This window comes from Legionella bozemanae, assembly GCF_900450575.1.
Taxonomy (GTDB): Bacteria; Pseudomonadota; Gammaproteobacteria; order Legionellales; family Legionellaceae; genus Legionella; species Legionella bozemanae.
On sequence record NZ_UGGY01000001.1, the window covers coordinates 235,537 to 254,416 of the forward strand.

An 18,880-nucleotide genomic window follows, 5' to 3' on the forward strand; every position below is an offset into this window, starting at 1 on the left:
ACTCAATAAACTTAATCGCATTTTTCATAGGATGTAATGATCATGCCTGACACAACCGTTTATTTAAAAAACTACCAGCCTCCTTTTTTTACAGTAGAGACTGTGAATTTAAATTTTGATCTCTTTGATGATCATGCTTTGGTAAGTAGTGAGTTGAAATTAATCCGTCAACATGAAGGTCCTTTGCATTTATATGGTGATGAGCTGGAATTGGTTAGTGTCCGCATGAACGGCCAAAAACTGGAATCATCCGCCTATACCCTACAAGCTGATGCGCTTATTATCGAAAATTGTCCAGATAAACTTACACTCGATGTCGTAACGCGAATTTACCCGCAAAAAAACACACAACTATCAGGGCTTTATCGCTCAAATCATCTGTTTTGTACCCAATGCGAGGCAGAAGGTTTTCGACGCATTACTTATTTTCTAGACCGGCCTGATGTTTTAGCCACCTATACCACACGAATCTCAGCGGATAAAAAGCAATATCCTATTTTATTATCCAATGGAAATCTGCTCGAATCAGGTGCGACTGATGATGGACGTCATTGGGTAGTTTGGAATGATCCTTTCAAAAAGCCATCGTATTTATTCGCGTTGGTTGCTGGAGATTTAGCGTGCATTCGCGATAAATTTGTTACCTGTTCTGGCCGTACGATTGATCTCCGTATTTATGTTGAGCCAGGAAATGAAGATAAGTGCGCCCATGCGATGGAGTCTTTGAAAAAATCCATGCACTGGGACGAAGAGGTCTATGGCCGAGAATATGATCTGGATATTTTTATGATTGTAGCGGTTAGCGACTTCAATATGGGGGCTATGGAGAATAAAGGATTAAATATTTTTAACTCCAAGTACATTCTTGCGCGTCCTGATACAGCAACGGATCAAGATTTTGCCGATGTTGAAGGCGTGGTTGCCCATGAATATTTTCACAATTGGACTGGTAATCGAATTACTTGCCGTGACTGGTTCCAGTTAAGTTTGAAAGAAGGCTTAACTGTTTTTCGTGACCAAGAATTTTCTCGGGATATGAATTCACGAGATGTAAACCGAATTATGGATGTCAGGGCATTGCGAAGTGCTCAATTTCCTGAGGATGCTGGAGCAATGGCACATCCAGTGAGACCAGAGTCTTATCAGGAAATAAATAATTTTTATACAGCCACAGTTTATAATAAGGGGGCCGAAGTAATCCGCATGCAACATACGCTCTTAGGTAAAGCGGGCTTTAGAAAAGGTATGGATTTATATTTTAAACGGCACGATGGCCAAGCTGTTACTATTGATGACTTTGTTGCTGCGATGGAAGATGCCAATCATGTTGATCTCACTCAATTTAAGCGATGGTACAGTCAAGCAGGTACCCCAGAGGTAACAGTAGCTAGTGAGTATGCGCAGGGTAAGCTGACTTTAAAAATGCAACAAAAGTGCCCACCAACCCCTGAATGTCAGGATAAAAAGCCGTTTCACATTCCTATTCGTATCGCATTATTTGATACCCAAGGGCATCAGATGTTGATTGAGCAAGAAATTTTAGAATTAAAAGAAGCAGTGCAGAGTTTTACTTTTACCGGTTTAAGTGAAAAGCCTGTTGTTTCATTATTACGCGAGTTTTCTGCTCCGATTAAATTAAAATATGATTTGGCTCAAGAGGAGTTGCTTTTTTTACTGCGGCATGAAACGGATGGTTATGCCAAATGGGATGCAGCGCAAAATCTTGTTCTGAATTGCATTAAAGAATGCTTAAATCAACCATCCAGCACATGGCAAATTCCTTCTGCTTTAGTTTCTGCTTTAAAGCATGTACTGCTAGATGATGCACTAGATGCTGATTTGCGTGCGGAATTACTGACTCCCCCAGGTTTTGAGGATATTGCTACAAGGCTGGATATTGTGGACGTGAGCGCTATAGAAAATGTTCGTGATTTTTTTCACCAGCAATTAGGATGGTACTTGTATGAGACGGCCCAGTCACTGTATCAACAGCTATGGCAAATAGAAGATCACCGTATGAATGGACCCGCTTACGGTCGGAGAAAATTACGTAATGTTTGTCTATGGCTCATGATGAAAGCCAAGGAAGTAACTGCTTTAGATGTATGTGAACAGCAATTTATGGCGGCACAGACCATGACGGATCAAATCGCCAGTTTTTCTTTATTAGTCAATTGCACCAATCAGGGATTGCGAGAGCAAGCAATTGATGATTTTTATAAACAATGGTCTAAAGATGATTTGGTTTTAGATAAATGGTTTGCAATTCAGGCGACCAGTCAATTACCGGAAACCTTGACTCATGTAAAAGTATTATTAAAACATTCAGCTTTTAGTATTAAAAACCCCAATAAAGTCCGTGCGCTGATCGGTGCATTTTGTATGGCAAATCCACGCAATTTTCATGCTCTAGATGGAAGTGGTTACCATTTTTTAACTGAAATGTTAGTAACACTGGATAAAATTAATCCACAAGTTGCCGCGCGTTTAGCGAATCCATTTACGCGCTGGAAACGTTATGACAAGCCCAGACAAGCGTTAATGCGAGAGCAATTGGAGCAATTGGCTAAGCTGGATTTATCGCGTGATTTAGCAGAAGTAGTTTCTAAAAGTTTGATGGTGAGTTAACGAGCAGTTTGTAGCCTGGGTTACGGCTTTGCTTAATCCAGGCGGCAATAGGACTTTGGCTACCCTGGATCTCATTGTTAGAGTGCAACTTTAGCATTTTCAGCGGGAAGTGAACTCAAATTGTTGCAAAAATCAGTGGGGTTTAAAGTGTAATAAAGTCCTAAACCCACTTCACATAAGAAAACAACAAGGACGAGCATACCAAACAGGATGCAAATAAATTGTTTATTTTTTCTCTTTTTTTCATGTATCTTATGTAGAATGGTTTCGTTGCTGTGAAACAAGCGATCGCTTATTATTTGAATTACTGCTTCTACAATCGCATCATAACATTGATGATTTTCCAATGCATGTAATCTGCTTATCGAGGTTTGTAGTACAACGGTAGCTTCGGCTGCGATCACTGTCAGTGCGCACGTACGGTTTTGGATGACCCTTATTTCATCAAGTGTTTCACCTGAGGTCAGGGTGTCGATTAATTCAGGGGAGGCATGTTCATTTTCTTTTTTATAGAGTCCAACTGTTCCAGAGACAATAATAAAAAAATCATCATTTAATTCCCCTTCTCGAAGCAAAATATCACCTTTTCCAAAGGTAACGCGTGATGAAATTGCCATGAAGGCTTGATAGTTTTCCTCAGATAAATGATTTAATAATGGGCTGTTTCTTAGGATATTTTTTTCATTTTCGGAAAAGTCGCTCATTGAATTTTTCCCTTAACTCAAATAAGAGTAACTTATTATGTCTTTTTGTTCTTCGGCATCATTGGGCTGAATTGACAACACATCCTAAGATATTGAAAAACAAAAAAACTCAATTACTTTAATTATTTGTAGAGAGATGCGCTTTTTTCAAGAAAAATTTAGGGCATGTTGGCAATTCATCTCACTGTCTACGTTCTGGGGCTTATTCGCGGGAGAGTATGCTGGATCCCGCGAACAAGTCGCGGAACGTGGGCTAAGGATGATACCCACTAATTTTTATCCAGTGATCACGTTATTGAAAACACAACTAATTCTTGATAATTTGCCCCTGTGCATCAGCCCCGCCCACACCCTATTGCATAAGCAGTATGAATAAATTGTTGCAATGGATCATATAAAAAAATATTTTGCTGTGCTTTAATTGACAGACTTTTGCTGTAGCGATATTGGCAACCAATTAACCATAGGAGGGTAAAGTGTCTCAGCGTTTTGCCGTTATTGGTAATCCTATTGCCCATAGTTTATCTCCGATAATTCATCAGTGTTTTGCCAAACAATTGAATATACAACTGACTTACGAAAAAATTAAGGCAGATGATCCGTCCTTTGAGCAACAAGTATCTGATTTTTTTACTCAAGATGGCAAGGGGATGAATGTTACTTTGCCTTTCAAGCAGCGTGCTTTTGCGATGGCGCAACAGCATAGTTTGCGATGTAAAAAAGCGGGGGCAGCGAATACATTATGGATGCAAGCAAATCAATTGCATGCGGACAATACCGATGGTATTGGGTTAATTCGTGATTTGCATCGACATATCCTGGTAGAAGGAAAGCGCGTATTAATCTTAGGTGCTGGAGGAGCTGCACGCGGAATAGTTTATCCCTTATTGGAACACCATCCTGTAGAACTGCTTATCGCGAATCGTACTTTAGCCAAAGCAGAAGAGTTTCAACGTGCTTTCCCACAAATTCAATGTTTGAGCTTAAATGAGATTGAGGGGGCGTTTGATATCGTGATTAATGCGACTTCTGCCAGTTTGGCAGGAGAATTTGTTGCATTGCCCACGGCATGCATGTCAGCAAAACCATTTTGTTACGATTTATCTTATAAGCAAAACGGCATAACGGCTTTTGTCCAATATGCCAGAGAATCAGGTTGTGACGCAGTGGACGGCTTAGGAATGTTGGTGGAACAAGCAGCTGAGGCTTTTTTCATTTGGCACGGCATTATGCCTGAAACTCAAGAGGTACTGACATTTTTGCGTGCATCGGCATCGCTTTGTTAGGATGAAGCAGCAACCTGACGTTTTCACAAACTCTCCTTCGTTCTGCGCCTGCGTCCAATAATTTGCTGGCAAGAAAAATTATTCAAAAAAAGCCATAACTTCCTTGGCATTATTAATCGTATCTTGAAAACCAAGCTCAAGTAATTCTCTTGTATAGTCGCGTTCGAAAAGCACAAAGCTTAAGAGATCGCCTGAATGCTTTTTCTCACCTAAAAAATTGAGGAGGTAGCGCAGCAATGTAGGCAAGGCTTTAAAATGTATTTGAGCCAAAGGAGCTAAGTCTCTACTGGGGCGTAAATGTAATGTAGTAATAGGGCGCCATGGTGAACGACGTTTTTTCCATATTGACAGAAGCATGGCAATTTCGTTCATTCGATTGACCATTTCAATATCGCGGTCAAGATTGTCTAAAAAAAGTGCATTTAACATATTCCCAAAAATATGAGAAAAAGGAATGTCATCATGATTGCGTAAATTTTCTTGCTCTACAAATGTAGGTAGTGCTCGAGTGCCTAAAATTAGAATTTTATCCACTTCAAAACGAATGGAACCACGAAGAGGAGCTGCTAGACCCACGCTGCCATCGCCATAATGAAAGCCATCGAGCAAAACTGTTGGAAAAAATAAAGGCAAGGCGCTGGATGCTAAAATATGTTCAGCCTCGAGGCGAACGCGTTTGCTGCCGTGTCGCGGGTAATTCCAGTCCGTGAATTCGGGATTGTTGTGTGCATAAAAAGAAATAGTCTGGCGTGTTTCGTAACAATTACTGATTATTTCCAGTGTATTCAGATATCCATCACTTATATTTTGCGCAATTTTGGTGAAATCAAGACCATCTTCGATCATTTCTTTCAGGGGGGTGGTATCAAGTAAATGAGCTGCCTGTCGCTGCTTGAGCATCATTGTGCTCATATTACGCATCACGGATTTGCTTAATGCGAAGTTACTGGCTCTATAGACTTGTTGACAGTGAATTTCACTCCAAATGGTTTCCAGCTTATCAAGTGCTGTTGGGAAATCATCTGCATTTTCTGCAAGTACTGCTGCATTCATACTTCCCACGCTAACCCCGCTGACCATTTCAAAGGGTAATGTTTTAACTTGCAAAATATGACCAATTGCTTTCAGAACACCAGCTTGGTAGGCGCCTCGAGCACCACCACCTGCCAAATAAAGGGCTTTTTTAGACATAATGATTATTTTTATCGCATTTATTTAGTATCTATGTGGAAATATAGTTGAGTTTATGCTGAATTAGCAAGTTCTCGTTTGTATTGTAAAGTTTTTCACCAAAATGGTAGAAAAAATGGTATAGTATGCGCTTTTGTGCAAAATGATCGATTGGTAGACAAGATGAGAGAATTTGAGATTGCAAATACTCTATACGAGGCAACTGAAATACTTGAAGACATACAGCGTCCAATCGATTCTGATTTAGGGTTCTTCACTCATAGGAAAAAGCCGAAGAAGTTCTTAAAAAAAATATTATTTTTAGCACAAATTATCAAAACTACGGGAGATTCAGGTAAGGCAATCATGCAGATTGGGTCTTCCATCAGGGCCTTCAATAACATTAAACCTACGGAATCACTAACACAAGGATTAAATATTGGGACAATTGCTTTTGCTGCATTAGATTTTTTTCTTATCCCTTTCATTTATCTTACCGCGTACCTCCTGGATGGAAAAGCTCCTATTAATCGGAGTAATAATGCTAAATGGCTTTTTTCTGCAATAGTGTTAGCACTGACAATAACCTCAATATGTGTTCCGGCTATAGCAGTAGCAATTGCTTTTACCACTGCTTCAATCTCATTGACTTTAAACCTATTTCTATTAGGGCAGGCACTCTATGAATGCTACCACTTAAGTAAGGAACGAAGAGCAACTAGAAAATTAATCGCCGGTGTCGAATCGCAAATAGAAGAGAGTCAAAACAAAGCATCTCGATTGAGAACTGCATTAGATGATGTGAGCACAGAACAGCAGCTTCTGTTGCAATACAAACAGATTATCTCATTACAAGGAATTTTTAATGCTCAAAAAGAATATTTAATGCAACTGAAGTTAACAGAATTAAAGTTAAGCAAAAAAATAAAAAATGCAGGACTTGTGCAAGTCATGGATAGAAGCGTTGGTTTAAGCTTGTGCACAATGGGTATGATCGGTTTGATTGTGTCTTTATATTTCCCAGTAGTAGGTTTAGGAATATTAACTGCAGTATCCGCTATTTCCCTTGCCTACCTTATAATTCGACTGGCGGTACCGTTGCTGCAACTGCTAGCAGGATGGATTATGAGCAAACTCAGGCCTGGAACTGGTGCGCGCATTTCAAAAGACGAACCGGGACAAGCGCATGAAAATAATAAAGAACCCTCAACCGATTTGATGATAGAACATTTTTTTGGCAGTAAAAAAAATGCAAATGAATTTTTAAAAAGAGGCCCCAAAAAAGATGAGGATTTATCATTAACGAGTACGACCGCAATTTTTCAAATTAAGAAAAGCTCATTGAAAGAAAGAGATAACAAAGAGTTGACTTGTAGTGAGTTTATTATCTGAAAATTAATTTTATAAACTGAAATAGTCGATTTCAGTAAATCTTTTCCCAATTCCTTACCTCATTGCCCAAGCTTGCGACGTGTCGATAGACTCTAATTTTTTAGTCCAAAAGCTCATTGCAAAAAATTGAAAACTCCTTTAACTTAAAAATTTACCCTCAAAGGAAGAATACTCATGCTGAATATACTTCGCGAGCAACCCCGCGCATTTCACATGATTTTTATGTTGGAGTTATGGGAGCGGTTTGGGTTTTATACAGTGCAAGGGATTTTGACTTTGTTTTTTATTCGTTATTTAGGTTACAGCGACACGATATCTTATTATACGTTTGGTGCTTATTCAGCGTTAGTTTATGGTATGGTGGTTGTTGGCGGATATTTGGGAGATAGAATATTAGGTACCAAACGCACCATAGTACTTGGTCTTATTACTTTGGCAACAGGTTATTTTTCTTTAGCGATTACCGATAAAGAACATGTATTTTTTGCATTAGGTTTAATTTGTGTCGGAAATGGTTTATTTAAGGCAAATCCATCGAATTTACTTGCTAAGTGTTATGAGGAAAATGATCCTCGCTTGCATGGCGGTTTTACTTTGTATTATATGGCGATCAATTTAGGCAGTATGATTGCATTATTTGCCGGTCCGGCGATTTCGAGTCGATATGGTTATTCTTATGCTTATATGATGAGTGCAATTGGTTTGCTCATCGGCTTAGCTAATTATTGGCTGCAACACCAATTTGTCGCACACATTAATACCAATGCTGATAGACGAAAAATCTCACTTTCCCAGTGGTTGATGATCGTGTTTGGAATACTCTTGCTCACTGCGTGTTCTTCTTATTTATTACAGCATGTGATGCTTGCTAAAAACTTGTTTTGGTTTATAACCATTGCGGTAATCATTTATTATATATTTATGACTCGTAAAGAAAGTAAAACCTCAAGAATGCGCATGCTCGTTGCCTTGGCGTTGATGCTGGAAGCAATTATTTTCTTTACTTTATATCAACAAATGCCAACTTCGCTGAATTTATTTGCCGTACATAATGTAATTCCGGTTTTCTTTGGAATCACGATTGATGCACAAAGCTTCCAGGCACTAAATCCCATCTGGATAGTGTTAATGAGTCCAGTTTTGGCTTATTTTTATAACTTTCTCCACAGGAAAGGCATAGAGTTTTCTATCCCTTATAAATTTTCTTTAGGCATGACCATGTGCGGTGTGAGCTTTTTAATGCTCTTTTTTGCTCGCTATTTTTATACGGATCAAGGTATGGTTTCTTCCTGGTGGTTAATTATAAGCTATTTATTTCAAAGTCTAGGTGAATTATTGGTATCAGCTCTTGGAGTAGCAATGGTTGCAGAATTAGTCCCTGCGCAAATTGCAGGTTTTGTGATGGGAATGTGGTTTTTAACTTCTGCTATAGCGGGGTTTATTGGTGCCACAGTTGCTTCTTATACCGCACTTCCCGAGCAGATTAAACCGGGGGTTGGATCTTTGATGATTTATACGCACGTATTTGCTTGTATTGGTATCGTCACTTTAATTATTGCATTGTTTATGTGGTTATTATCACCGCGACTAAGCCGTTATATTGCAATAAAGAAAACAGATTTACAGCACGAAGTAAAAGAAGCAGAATATTCTGTATCTAAATGCTTCATGATCCAGACTGGATTAGAGCATCGTTCAAATGCTTCTTAGGACAAAGCAAACCGTGAATAGAACTGTTCAATCTCAGTTACTTACTCATCTCGGAAATTAGTTAACCTAAACTCAACTGGCGACTTTAGGTTAACTAAATCATTAGGTCAAATTGAGTTTGGTTTTTTTATCGCCAATGGCCGTGCCAACCGCCGCCATGCCAGCCTACACCCCGCCAGCCGCCATACCAACCACGGCCACCCCAATAACCCAAGCCTCCATAATTACGCCATCCTGAATAGTAACGAGGATAATAGGAATAACTTGAATAGTAGGAGTAAGGATAATAGCTAGAATAATAATAGCTACTAGGGGTTGCTGTAGTAACATAACAGCCACTTAAAAAAAGTGTAGGTACAAACACTAATACTGCGATAATAAGTTTTTTCATGATCGCTTTCCTTAGTCAATGTTCGCACATTAATTATACTTCATGGTCATATTTTAATCAAAAAATATTTATTTATATTTCAAGCGCTCAGTTGGTAATTGCTTATCAATTAAGGTTTGTTTTAATATCACTTGGATAAACCATGTTCATATCGATAAATTCTATTGTTCTATCGTATGTATTTTATGAAGTACGGTTGTAAGCAGTTATGAGAAAATGAATATTGAAATCAGCCTGCGTTCTCAAAAATTGATAATAAAATATTTATTAGCTTCTGGCGTTCATCCCCGTGAACACCTCTCTATTTCTTTGCCTGCTGATTTTATAACTTTAATGTCTTGGCTCGATGAACAGCAAATAAAAAATTCCGAAGAACCATCAAAGGAAAAAAAACAAAAAATTGAATTTATTCTTGTATCCTTGCGTACTGAGTTATTGCAAGCTCTTTTCCTTTCCATGAAAGGAGATGATACCAATTTGCCTAAAGAAGTTGAAAATAATACGCAGGATAAAATTAAATTTGCATTACTCACCATGGCAGGTATTTTGGTGGCGGCATGCCAGGGATTTGATGGTATCGTGACAATGTTGAGTATTTTCAGTTTACCTTCATCGATAATTCTTGGCATTGGATTTGCGTTTTCAATTCTTTCTGTAGTTGTTTTTTGTGGATTCGATTTAGTAAAAGTTTCGAATGCTTTGGGGATTAAGCTTAGTGATGCGTATAAGTTATTGGATGCATACTTGTTGCAATTGCAAATGATTAAATCCATAAGAAAGAAAATAGATGATTATTATCTTTCAGATTTGTCTTCAAGTGATTTGCAGCAATTGAAGCTTATAATTTCCATGTTGCAAAAACACCTTGCATCACTTACTAAGGCTGGCAAGCAATTTGAAGAGGCGCTAAAGAGTGAACGCATTCAAACGGTTAAAACACTGATTTCAGGCGTCTCCGCTTTACTTTTCTTTGGTGGTGGTTTTTTTACAGGCCAATCAGTAGCTTTTTTTATGTCAGGCCTTATCCTTAATTCAGCAATTCCTGCTTTTTGGCCGGTAATTATTTTTAGTGCCATAGTGGGTTTAGCGGCATTGAGTCTTTATTGGTACGTAGAGCGCCCTGTGCTTGACAAGTTAGTGAGCAGCTGGTTTGGTTTAAATGAAGAGAGTGTACAGAAATTATGTGATAAGCCTCTCATCATTAAAGAAGAAAAAAAGTTAGAAAATTTGCAGGGGAAAGTAACCAGCGCTGCTGCCAGAGTCTCTAAACAAATTGCACAATCAGAGCATCTTATTGATGGCCATGAGGAGCTGGAAAATAATGACTCAGTTCCTAGAAGAGTTGTAATCAGTGCAAGAGTAGGCACTAATTATTACTCTTTTCTTAAACCACCAAAGTCTCCAGCTGCATTACCAACAATTGACGTTGAAGATGAACATTTAGAAAATGCATCATGTTGTTTTATATAAGGCGTAAGAAAATCACGCCCATTGTCTATGTCCCGCGGCTTGTCCGCGGGATCCAATCCCAGTGCTTATGGGGGCTGCGCGTAAAGAAGAGAGGATTAAATATTCAATGTATCTTTTACAAAAGGGATCGTTATTTTTCGTTGCGCGGCAAGGGAGGCATCATCCAATCGATTGAGCAGATTATGCAGATCATGCATATTTCTAGAGCATCTATTGAGCAAAAATTGTCCTACACTTTCTGGTAAGTCAAACCCTCGTTTTAAAGCATGGAGTTTTAGAGTATTAATTTTATCTTCGTCATTTAATTCCATCAACTGAATCACTAATCCCCAACTTAATCTAGAGCGTAAGTCTGCTAGTTGGATGGGAATTGTAGTTGGTGATTGATTTCCAGAAATGATTAAAATACTTTTTTCCATGTCTTTGATTTTATTATATAAGTGGAATAAAGCTTCTTCCCAGGCGGAGTCTTTGGCGATTACATCAATATCGTCAATACAGATTAGTTCTTGCTCTTCCAGCCCTTCTATAGCTTGTGGTCCCCATTCTTTGAGGAGCGTCAAAGGGAGATAGATGGCGGAATGAGTATGGGCTGCTTGGCAACACGCTTGTAACAAATGAGTTTTACCACTACCGGTATTGCCCCAGAGATAAAGCAATCGGTCTTCCCTATTTGTGAGCATGTTATGTAATTGCTGTTGCAGCAATGTATTACTTCCCCAATTAAAATCAGCAAGGGTTGCTTCATCATTTAATTTTATAGCTAATGCTAACTGCTTGTTCATTATGATGGTTCTTTTTTGGGCCATGCTTTTCTGCCCCAGGTCCAAATATAATCAACATAAGTAATTGCGGTAGTAAATGTCGTCAAAATGATCAAAACATTAAGCAGATAGGGAGGAAAATCAAAATAAGCCAATTCAAATAAACAAAAAGTGACTAGAGTCAGTTGTAATGCTGTATTAATTTTACTGAGCAGTGTGGGTTGAAAGTCCAATTTACGACGAATAAATTGATACCAGGCAATTACTCCTAAGGAAATTGTTAAATCCCTGAGGAATACTAGAATTACTAGCCACCAAGGTAATACCCCGAGTAAGGCTAAAGAGATAAAGCTGGAGGCGATTAATAATTTATCAGCCAGCGGATCAACAAAAGAACCAAAAAAGCTTTGCCAGTTAAAACTTCGGGCTAAAAAGCCATCTAATCCATCACTCAAGCCAGCTAAAATAAATAAATAAAAAGCAATAGTATACTCATGACGATATAAATAAAATAGAAAAGGTGCGATCAGTAGGAGTCGCAATAAAGTCAGAGCATTTGGAATGTATTTTAATATCATAGGCCATACGATAATTTAATTAATCCCTTATTTGCCCAGTACCTTTTCAATGTTAAATTTAGGGATTGGCTTTTTGAAGGGAATATACGTTTGCGAAACAATATAGTCTAGTGTATACAATACTCGCAGTCCTGTCACTTATGTTTGTCTTCATTTTTACGATACATAATTACGGTGTTGCCAATCATTTGGACGAGTTCAGCATGAAGTTGTTCACATAATTCAGCAGCCATAATGACTCGGTCTTCTTTTTCTGCACCATTAATTTTTACTTTTATTAATTCATGGGCAAGCAATGCGATATCTGTTTCCGCAATAACGGCTTCAGTTAACCCTTTGGTTCCAAGAAGCACAACGGGTTTTAGATGATGCGCTTGGGCTTTAAGCGATTTTTTGAATGAAGTATCCACGTAATGTTCCTTATATAAACAGACCCTAATGCACTGATTTTGGAGACTGAATGATAAAATGGTAAATTATTGCACGTTTTGCTGGGAAAAGGTAGTAAAATTCAGTATCATAGATCAAATTAATACTCCATATAAATTTATGAAACGTACTAAAAGCAGCAAGCGATGGTTGCAAGAGCACTTTGATGATGTTTATGTAAAAAAAGCACAAGTAGAGGGCTATCGCAGTCGTGCGGTATACAAGTTAAAAGAAGTAGATGAGAAAGAGTCATTGCTCAAACCCGGGATGACTGTGGTTGATCTCGGTGCAGCCCCAGGAGGATGGACTCAATATGTCTCTGAACGATTACAAGGTCGCGGGCGTATAGTCGCATTGGATATTTTGCCTATGGATGCCTTGCCTGATGTGGATTTTGTTCTTGGTGATTTCCGGGAAGATGAGGTGTTGCAAGAGCTCATAGACTTAATCCCAGAACACAGCGTCGACTTGATATTATCAGATATGGCCCCAAATATGAGTGGAACCACGGCAATTGATATTCCACGTGCAATGTATTTGGTGGAGCTGGCCTTTGATTTTGCAGAGAAAATGTTAAAGCCTGGTGGCTCTATGCTGATTAAAATTTTTCATGGGGCTGGTTTTGATGAGTTAGTAAAGCAGGCGAGATCTTCTTTTGAAAAAGTCGTAATTCGAAAGCCTTCCGCTTCTCGTGCTCGCTCAAAAGAAACCTATTTGCTGGCAAAGGGATACAATTTATAGTAACTTTATGATCTAAGAATTTCGATCATAAAATAATGGCTGTACGTCACTAACGAGGTTAATACTTTGAACGACATGGTTAAGAATTTGTTTTTATGGCTGATTATAGCGATCGTGCTTGTTTCAGTTTTCAGTAATTTCGGCCCTCGAAACTCGGCAGCTGAGAAACTTTCTTACAGCCAGTTTTTGAAAGAAGTCGATCAAGGTATGGTTAATTCAGTCACCATCGAGGATGACAAGATCATCAAAGGGATGACTAAAAATAACAAGCGCTTCATTACTTACATGCCCATGCAAGATAATGCTTTATTAGGTGAATTATTGAAAAGCAAAGTCGATGTAAGTGGTCAAGAAAAACAACAAGAAAGTTTCCTCCTCCATTTATTTATTAATTGGTTCCCGATGCTGCTTTTAATTGGTGTTTGGGTATTTTTTATGCGCCAGATGCAAGGTGGGGGTGGCCGAGGTGCTATGTCGTTTGGTCGTTCACGAGCACGCTTGCTTGGTGAGGATCAAGTTAAGGTAACTTTTGCGGATGTTGCTGGTGTAGATGAAGCTAAAGAGGAAGTTAAGGAATTAGTTGACTTTTTACGCGATCCTACCAAATTCCAAAATTTGGGCGGACGTATTCCTCGCGGCGTATTATTAGTTGGCTCTCCAGGAACAGGTAAAACCCTTTTAGCGCGTGCTGTTGCTGGTGAAGCGAAAGTCCCCTTCTTTACAATTTCAGGTTCTGATTTTGTTGAAATGTTTGTTGGTGTGGGCGCATCCCGTGTCCGTGATATGTTTGAGCAAGCAAAAAAACATGCTCCTTGCATTATTTTCATTGATGAAATTGATGCAGTAGGTCGCCATCGTGGTGCTGGTCTTGGTGGGGGGCATGATGAGCGTGAGCAAACGTTAAACCAATTACTGGTTGAAATGGACGGCTTTGAAGGGAGTGAGGGGGTTATTGTTGTTGCGGCAACAAACCGCCCGGATGTTTTGGATCCTGCATTATTACGTCCAGGTCGTTTCGATCGCCAGGTTGTGGTCCCTTTACCGGATATTCGTGGACGCGAACAAATATTAAGAGTGCATTTGCAAAAGGTTCCAGTAGATAGCAATGTGGACATTATGGCGATTGCCCGAGGCACTCCAGGATTTTCTGGGGCAGATCTCGCAAATCTGGTAAATGAAGCGGCTTTATTTGCTGCGCGTGCAAATAAACGTAAAGTCAGCATGATAGAACTGGATAAAGCAAAAGATAAAATTATGATGGGAGCTGAACGGCGCTCCATGGTGATGGATGACAATGAGAAAAAACTGACTGCATATCATGAAGCAGGTCATGCGATCGTTGGTTTATCTGTACCGGAACACGATCCTGTTTATAAAGTTTCTATTATTCCGCGGGGCCGTGCTCTTGGTGTGACCATGTTTCTACCGGAACAAGATAGGTATAGTCATAGTAAACGTCGTTTGGAAAGTCAATTATCCAGTCTGTTTGGTGGCCGCATTGCAGAAGAGCTTATCTTTGGTCCGGAAAGCGTAACCACGGGGGCATCGAATGACATTATGCGTTCTACTGAAATAGCACGCAAAATGGTTACCACTTGGGGGTTGTCGCCTTTGGGCCCACTGACTTTTGGTGAAGAAGAAGAAGAAGTATTCTTAGGCCGCTCAATGAATAAACATAAAGAAATGTCAGATAGAACTGCACAACAAATTGATGATGAAGTGCGGGCAATTATTGACAGAAACTACCAGCGCGCTAAAGAAATTCTTGTTTCCAATATGGATAAGTTGCATTTAATGGCTCAAAGTTTAATTAAATACGAAACTATAGATTTCAAGCAAATACAAGAGATTATGTCTGGGAAGGAACCTTCTCCGCCCGAAGATTGGGGTTCATCTAAACCTCTGGATGGGGCTGAAGTGATTAATAACTCACCAGATAAACCAACAGAGCATGAAGTAAGTGTAAACCCTGCCGAAGAGCACTGAAATTATTAGTGAGAGAAGCAGGTGAATTCACAGCAATTTTCAGGTTGGCTTGCGTGTCAATGCCAACCTTCCTCAGATAATCTGTCGAAAAAACCCTTAATTATGGGTATATTGAATGTCACTCCGGATTCTTTTTCCGATGGCGGTAAATTTTTATCCTCGGACAGAGCCTGCGAACATGCATTCCATCTTATAAGCCAAGGGGCTGATTTAATCGATATTGGGGGGCAATCTACCAGACCAGGTGCACAGCATGTTCCGCTGGATGTAGAATTGAGCAGGGTTATTCCTGTCATTGAACAAATTCGCATGAGTTCAGATATTTGTATCTCGATTGATACAAATAAACCTGAAGTGATGGACGCTGCTGTAAGTGCCGGTGCCAACGTAATTAATGATATTTACGCCTTACGCACTGTGGGGGCTCTCGAAATGGCTGCAAAACTAGCAGTTCCTGTTTGTTTGATGCACATGCAAGGAACACCACATGATATGCAACAAAATCCATATTATCCAGATGGTGTGCTTACCGAAGTGACACGTTTTTTTATAGAGCGTATTACAGAGTGCGCGCGTGTTGGTATTAAAAGAAACAACATAATTTTGGATCCAGGCTTTGGATTTGGAAAACAAATACGAGATAATTTGCTCTTAGTCAAAAATCTTGATAGCTTTGCAACATTTAAAATGCCCCTGCTTTTAGGGGTATCGCGTAAAAGCACTATTGGAGCGGTGCTGGCTAAAGAGGTGGATGAGCGTTTAATAGGGAGTATAGCGGTCGCAGTTTATGCTGCAATGAAAGGTGCTGGGATCATTAGAACGCATGATGTTGATGAAACAAATCAAGCGTTGCATATGATCACCATGTTAGAGAAGGCCAATATATCAGCTCATGCGGGCTAAAAATTCTTGATAAGAGGTGGTTAAGGATGAGTCAACGTAAATATTTTGGTACGGATGGTATACGCGGACACGTGGGTTTATCAAATATTAATCCTGAGTTTGTATTGAAACTGGGTTGGGCGGTTGGTCGAGTGCTTGCTAATGGTCAACGCAAAAAAGTAGTGATTGGAAAAGATACAAGAGTATCCGGTTATATGTTGGAATCTGCTCTTGAAGCAGGGCTATCTGCTGCCGGTGTTGACGTGGCTTTACTTGGACCGATGCCAACACCCGCTATAGCCTACCTAACGCAAACGCTAAGAGCCAATGCAGGTATTGTCATCAGCGCATCCCATAATCTGTTTGAAGATAACGGGATCAAGTTTTTTTCCTCTGATGGCGGTAAATTACCGGATAGCGTTGAACTAGCAATTGAAGCGGAGTTGGAAAAGAAAATGCAAACAGTGCCTTCGCAGAACTTAGGGAAAGCAACACGGATTAACGATGCAAGCGGGCGATATATAGAGTTTTGTAAATCCACTATTCCGTCATTAACACGTTTGTCTGGCCTAAAAATTGTAGTTGATTGTGCAAATGGTGCGACCTACCATATTGCCCCCAATGTATTTTCTGAGCTTGGCGCTCAAGTTATTTCCATTGGTAATCGTCCTGATGGTTTTAATATTAATGAAGATTGCGGTTCAACCTCTCCTGAATTACTAAGACAAAAGGTCATGAGTACTGGTGCAGACATTGGTGTTGGCTTGGATGGTGATGGCGATCGCGTCATACTCATTGATTCGGATGGTCGTTTAATTGATGGGGATCAAATCCTTTATATTATTGCTAAAGATAGGCATCAGCGAGGTGTACTAAATGGTGGGGTAGTTGGGACCCAGATGAGCAATTATGGCTTGGAAATCGCTATTAAGAGTTTAGGTATTCCCTTTGTCCGAACACGAGTAGGCGATCGATATGTTTTAGAGGCCTTACGGGAAAAAGATTGGAAAATAGGTGGTGAAACTTCGGGACATATCGTCTGCTTGGATAAAACTACAACAGGAGATGGGATAGTTGCTGCCTTACAAGTATTATCAATTATGGTGAAGCAAGGTAAAACGCTACAGCAATTAATTGAGGGTATCAATCTGTTACCACAAAGCTTAGTGAATTTAAAAACCAATTACGCTACCTTACTTGCAGAACATTCACAAGTAATCGACGTAGTGAGGGCTTTAGAATCAAGTCTAAATGGAGAAGGAAGAGTGTTACTCAGACCTTCAGGGACTGAACCTTTATTACGTGTTATGGTAGAGGGTATGGATGAGTCTATAGTCAAACAACATGCGCAAAAGCTATGTGATGATATAAGTCAGATTGAAAGAAATTTAAACATTCAGTGATAAATCAGACTTATCTATTGAACCTTTTGATAAAAAAATCGCAATAGGACTACACATCAGCATTTAGTTTGGGTATAGTCCGCAGTTGAAAATAAAGGGGCATCCTGATGAGACACAAAATAGTTGCTGGCAACTGGAAAATGAATGGGCAGCTGCAGCAGGTAATTCAATTAAGTAATGAGCTTAAAGAATTACTTTATTCTATGAACAATGTGCAAGTAATCGTAATGCCTCCTGCAATTTATATTCCGCAAGTAAGAGATATTCTTGTTGAGTGTGCAATTGATTTAGGTGCCCAAAATGTGTACCCAAAGGATTTTGGTGCTTACACTGGTGAGATCTCGGCACCTATGTTAAAAGATTTTAACTGTCGCTATATTTTGGTAGGGCACTCTGAGAGAAGACATTGTTTTCACGAAGATGAAAATTTTGTAGCGCAAAAATTCCACCATGTGAAAGAACATGGTATGATACCGATTCTTTGTGTCGGTGAAACCTTGGCTGAACGTGAAAAGGGTCAAACAGAGCAAGTAATTGCTAAGCAATTGCTTGCGGTAAGTGGACACGATAAAAGTTGCTTTAGTGATTGTGTTATAGCTTACGAACCCGTTTGGGCAATAGGTACAGGAAAAACTGCATCACCAGAACAGGCACAGGAAGTACATCAGTTCATTAGAAAGCTGGTTGCTGAGATAAATCATAGCGATGCTGAGCGTTTGTCACTTCTTTACGGAGGGAGTGTAAACGAAAATAATGCCAGGGCGTTATTTTCTATGCCCGACGTAGATGGTGGCTTGGTTGGCGGTGCGTCGTTGAACGCGAAACAGTTTGTGGAAATTGTGAAATGTATCAATTGATATTAATGATTCATGTAATTGTTGCTGTAGTCTTAATAGGCTTGGTCCTTATCCAACATGGTAAAGGTGCTGATATTGGTGCAGCATTTGGCTCAGGAGCTTCCAATACTTTCTTTGGAAGCCAGGGTACAGGTGGGTTTTTATTTAAATTAACCGGTGGTTTGGCGTTGACCTTTTTTATCACCAGTTTATTGTTATCCTATTTGGTGTCTGTTCAATATCAAAAAGCGGATCAGCAAATAATTCCTCAACAAACTAGTGTACCTGCGAATTCAGTTCCAGTACCAGTAGATAACGGTAAGAAAAATAAATAAAATATCTTTCTCTGCACTTAAATAGAGAGAAGATTTGGAATGAATAATTATTAATAATAAAGAATTGCCGAAGTGGTGGAATTGGTAGACACGCCGTCTTGAGGGGGCGGTGGCGAAAGCCGTGCCGGTTCGAGTCCGGCCTTCGGCACCATTTTAATCCGTACAAGGTGAAAAA

At 39.5% G+C, this 18,880-nt stretch carries 17 protein-coding genes and 1 tRNA gene; 12 read left to right on the top strand and 6 right to left on the bottom strand.

Translation table 11 applies throughout. The features are described from left to right. The first annotated feature begins 42 nt into the window (after positions 1–42). Complete coding sequence (gene pepN / locus DY223_RS01075) at positions 43–2,628, top strand: aminopeptidase N (protein WP_058458950.1); 2,586 nt, start codon at positions 43–45, stop codon at positions 2,626–2,628. A gap of 77 nt (positions 2,629–2,705) precedes the next feature. Here the strand turns inward: pepN and DY223_RS01080 are convergent, their stop codons facing one another. After that, positions 2,706–3,332, bottom strand: coding sequence for a Crp/Fnr family transcriptional regulator (locus DY223_RS01080; RefSeq protein ID WP_058458951.1), 627 nt, complete (start codon positions 3,330–3,332; stop codon positions 2,706–2,708). Positions 3,333–3,808: 476 nt separating this feature from the next. Between DY223_RS01080 and aroE the strand changes: the two genes are divergently transcribed. Continuing rightward, positions 3,809–4,618: a shikimate dehydrogenase gene (gene aroE / locus DY223_RS01085; RefSeq protein ID WP_058458952.1), complete on the top strand. Its 810-nt coding sequence runs from the start codon at positions 3,809–3,811 to the stop codon at positions 4,616–4,618. A gap of 78 nt (positions 4,619–4,696) precedes the next feature. Here the strand turns inward: aroE and DY223_RS01090 are convergent, their stop codons facing one another. Beyond that, complete coding sequence (locus DY223_RS01090) at positions 4,697–5,809, bottom strand: patatin-like phospholipase family protein (protein WP_058458953.1); 1,113 nt, start codon at positions 5,807–5,809, stop codon at positions 4,697–4,699. Between the two features lie 162 nt (positions 5,810–5,971). Here DY223_RS01090 and DY223_RS01095 point away from each other — a divergent pair, with 162 nt between their 5' ends. Both DY223_RS01095 and DY223_RS01100 read left to right on the top strand, forming a co-directional pair. Continuing rightward, a complete protein-coding gene (locus tag DY223_RS01095; protein WP_058458954.1) occupies positions 5,972–7,180 on the top strand; it encodes a hypothetical protein in 1,209 nt (402 codons plus the stop codon). A 174-nt stretch (positions 7,181–7,354) separates the two neighbouring features. Then, positions 7,355–8,890: an oligopeptide:H+ symporter gene (locus DY223_RS01100; RefSeq protein ID WP_058458955.1), complete on the top strand. Its 1,536-nt coding sequence runs from the start codon at positions 7,355–7,357 to the stop codon at positions 8,888–8,890. A gap of 127 nt (positions 8,891–9,017) precedes the next feature. Here the strand turns inward: DY223_RS01100 and DY223_RS01105 are convergent, their stop codons facing one another. Then, positions 9,018–9,281 (bottom strand): hypothetical protein, encoded by a 264-nt coding sequence (locus DY223_RS01105; protein WP_064115081.1) that lies wholly within the window; start codon positions 9,279–9,281, stop codon positions 9,018–9,020. 216 nt (positions 9,282–9,497) lie between these two features. On the opposite strand from DY223_RS01105, the gene DY223_RS01110 reads away from it, so the two are divergent. Beyond that, a complete protein-coding gene (locus DY223_RS01110) occupies positions 9,498–10,751 on the top strand; it encodes a hypothetical protein (protein WP_058458956.1) in 1,254 nt (417 codons plus the stop codon). A 95-nt stretch (positions 10,752–10,846) separates the two neighbouring features. Here DY223_RS01110 and hda read toward each other — a convergent pair whose 3' ends face one another. From hda to yhbY, 3 genes are all read right to left on the bottom strand, one after another. Then, positions 10,847–11,536 (bottom strand): DnaA regulatory inactivator Hda, encoded by a 690-nt coding sequence (gene hda, locus DY223_RS01115; RefSeq protein ID WP_058458957.1) that lies wholly within the window; start codon positions 11,534–11,536, stop codon positions 10,847–10,849. After that, positions 11,536–12,093, bottom strand: a complete 558-nt coding sequence (locus DY223_RS01120; protein ID WP_058458958.1) for a CDP-alcohol phosphatidyltransferase family protein — start codon at positions 12,091–12,093, stop codon at positions 11,536–11,538. The genes hda and DY223_RS01120 overlap by 1 nt, the downstream gene beginning before the upstream one ends. A 134-nt stretch (positions 12,094–12,227) precedes the next feature. Beyond that, positions 12,228–12,503 carry a ribosome assembly RNA-binding protein YhbY gene (gene yhbY, locus DY223_RS01125; protein WP_058458959.1) on the bottom strand — a complete coding sequence of 92 codons (276 nt, stop codon included), beginning with the start codon at positions 12,501–12,503 and terminating at the stop codon, positions 12,228–12,230. 139 nt (positions 12,504–12,642) lie between these two features. Between yhbY and rlmE the strand changes: the two genes are divergently transcribed. The 7 genes from rlmE to DY223_RS01160 all read left to right on the top strand — a co-directional run bounded on the left by rlmE (position 12,643) and on the right by DY223_RS01160 (position 18,856). Then, positions 12,643–13,263, top strand: coding sequence for a 23S rRNA (uridine(2552)-2'-O)-methyltransferase RlmE (gene rlmE, locus DY223_RS01130; protein WP_058458995.1), 621 nt, complete (start codon positions 12,643–12,645; stop codon positions 13,261–13,263). A gap of 75 nt (positions 13,264–13,338) precedes the next feature. After that, the gene (gene ftsH, locus DY223_RS01135; protein ID WP_058458960.1) at positions 13,339–15,249 is read left to right on the top strand and encodes an ATP-dependent zinc metalloprotease FtsH; all 1,911 of its coding nucleotides are present in this window, start codon (positions 13,339–13,341) and stop codon (positions 15,247–15,249) included. Between the two features lie 21 nt (positions 15,250–15,270). Next, positions 15,271–16,152, top strand: a complete 882-nt coding sequence (gene folP, locus DY223_RS01140) for a dihydropteroate synthase (protein ID WP_058458961.1) — start codon at positions 15,271–15,273, stop codon at positions 16,150–16,152. A 26-nt stretch (positions 16,153–16,178) separates the two neighbouring features. Further along, positions 16,179–17,534: a phosphoglucosamine mutase gene (gene glmM, locus DY223_RS01145; protein WP_058458962.1), complete on the top strand. Its 1,356-nt coding sequence runs from the start codon at positions 16,179–16,181 to the stop codon at positions 17,532–17,534. Between the two features lie 107 nt (positions 17,535–17,641). Beyond that, the gene (gene tpiA, locus DY223_RS01150; protein WP_058458963.1) at positions 17,642–18,391 is read left to right on the top strand and encodes a triose-phosphate isomerase; all 750 of its coding nucleotides are present in this window, start codon (positions 17,642–17,644) and stop codon (positions 18,389–18,391) included. Next, entirely contained in the window at positions 18,379–18,705 is a 327-nt protein-coding gene (gene secG, locus DY223_RS01155) for a preprotein translocase subunit SecG (protein WP_058458964.1), read from the top strand. The genes tpiA and secG overlap by 13 nt, the downstream gene beginning before the upstream one ends. 66 nt (positions 18,706–18,771) lie before the next feature. Beyond that, a tRNA-Leu gene (locus tag DY223_RS01160) sits at positions 18,772–18,856 on the top strand. The last annotated feature ends 24 nt before the right edge of the window (positions 18,857–18,880 follow it).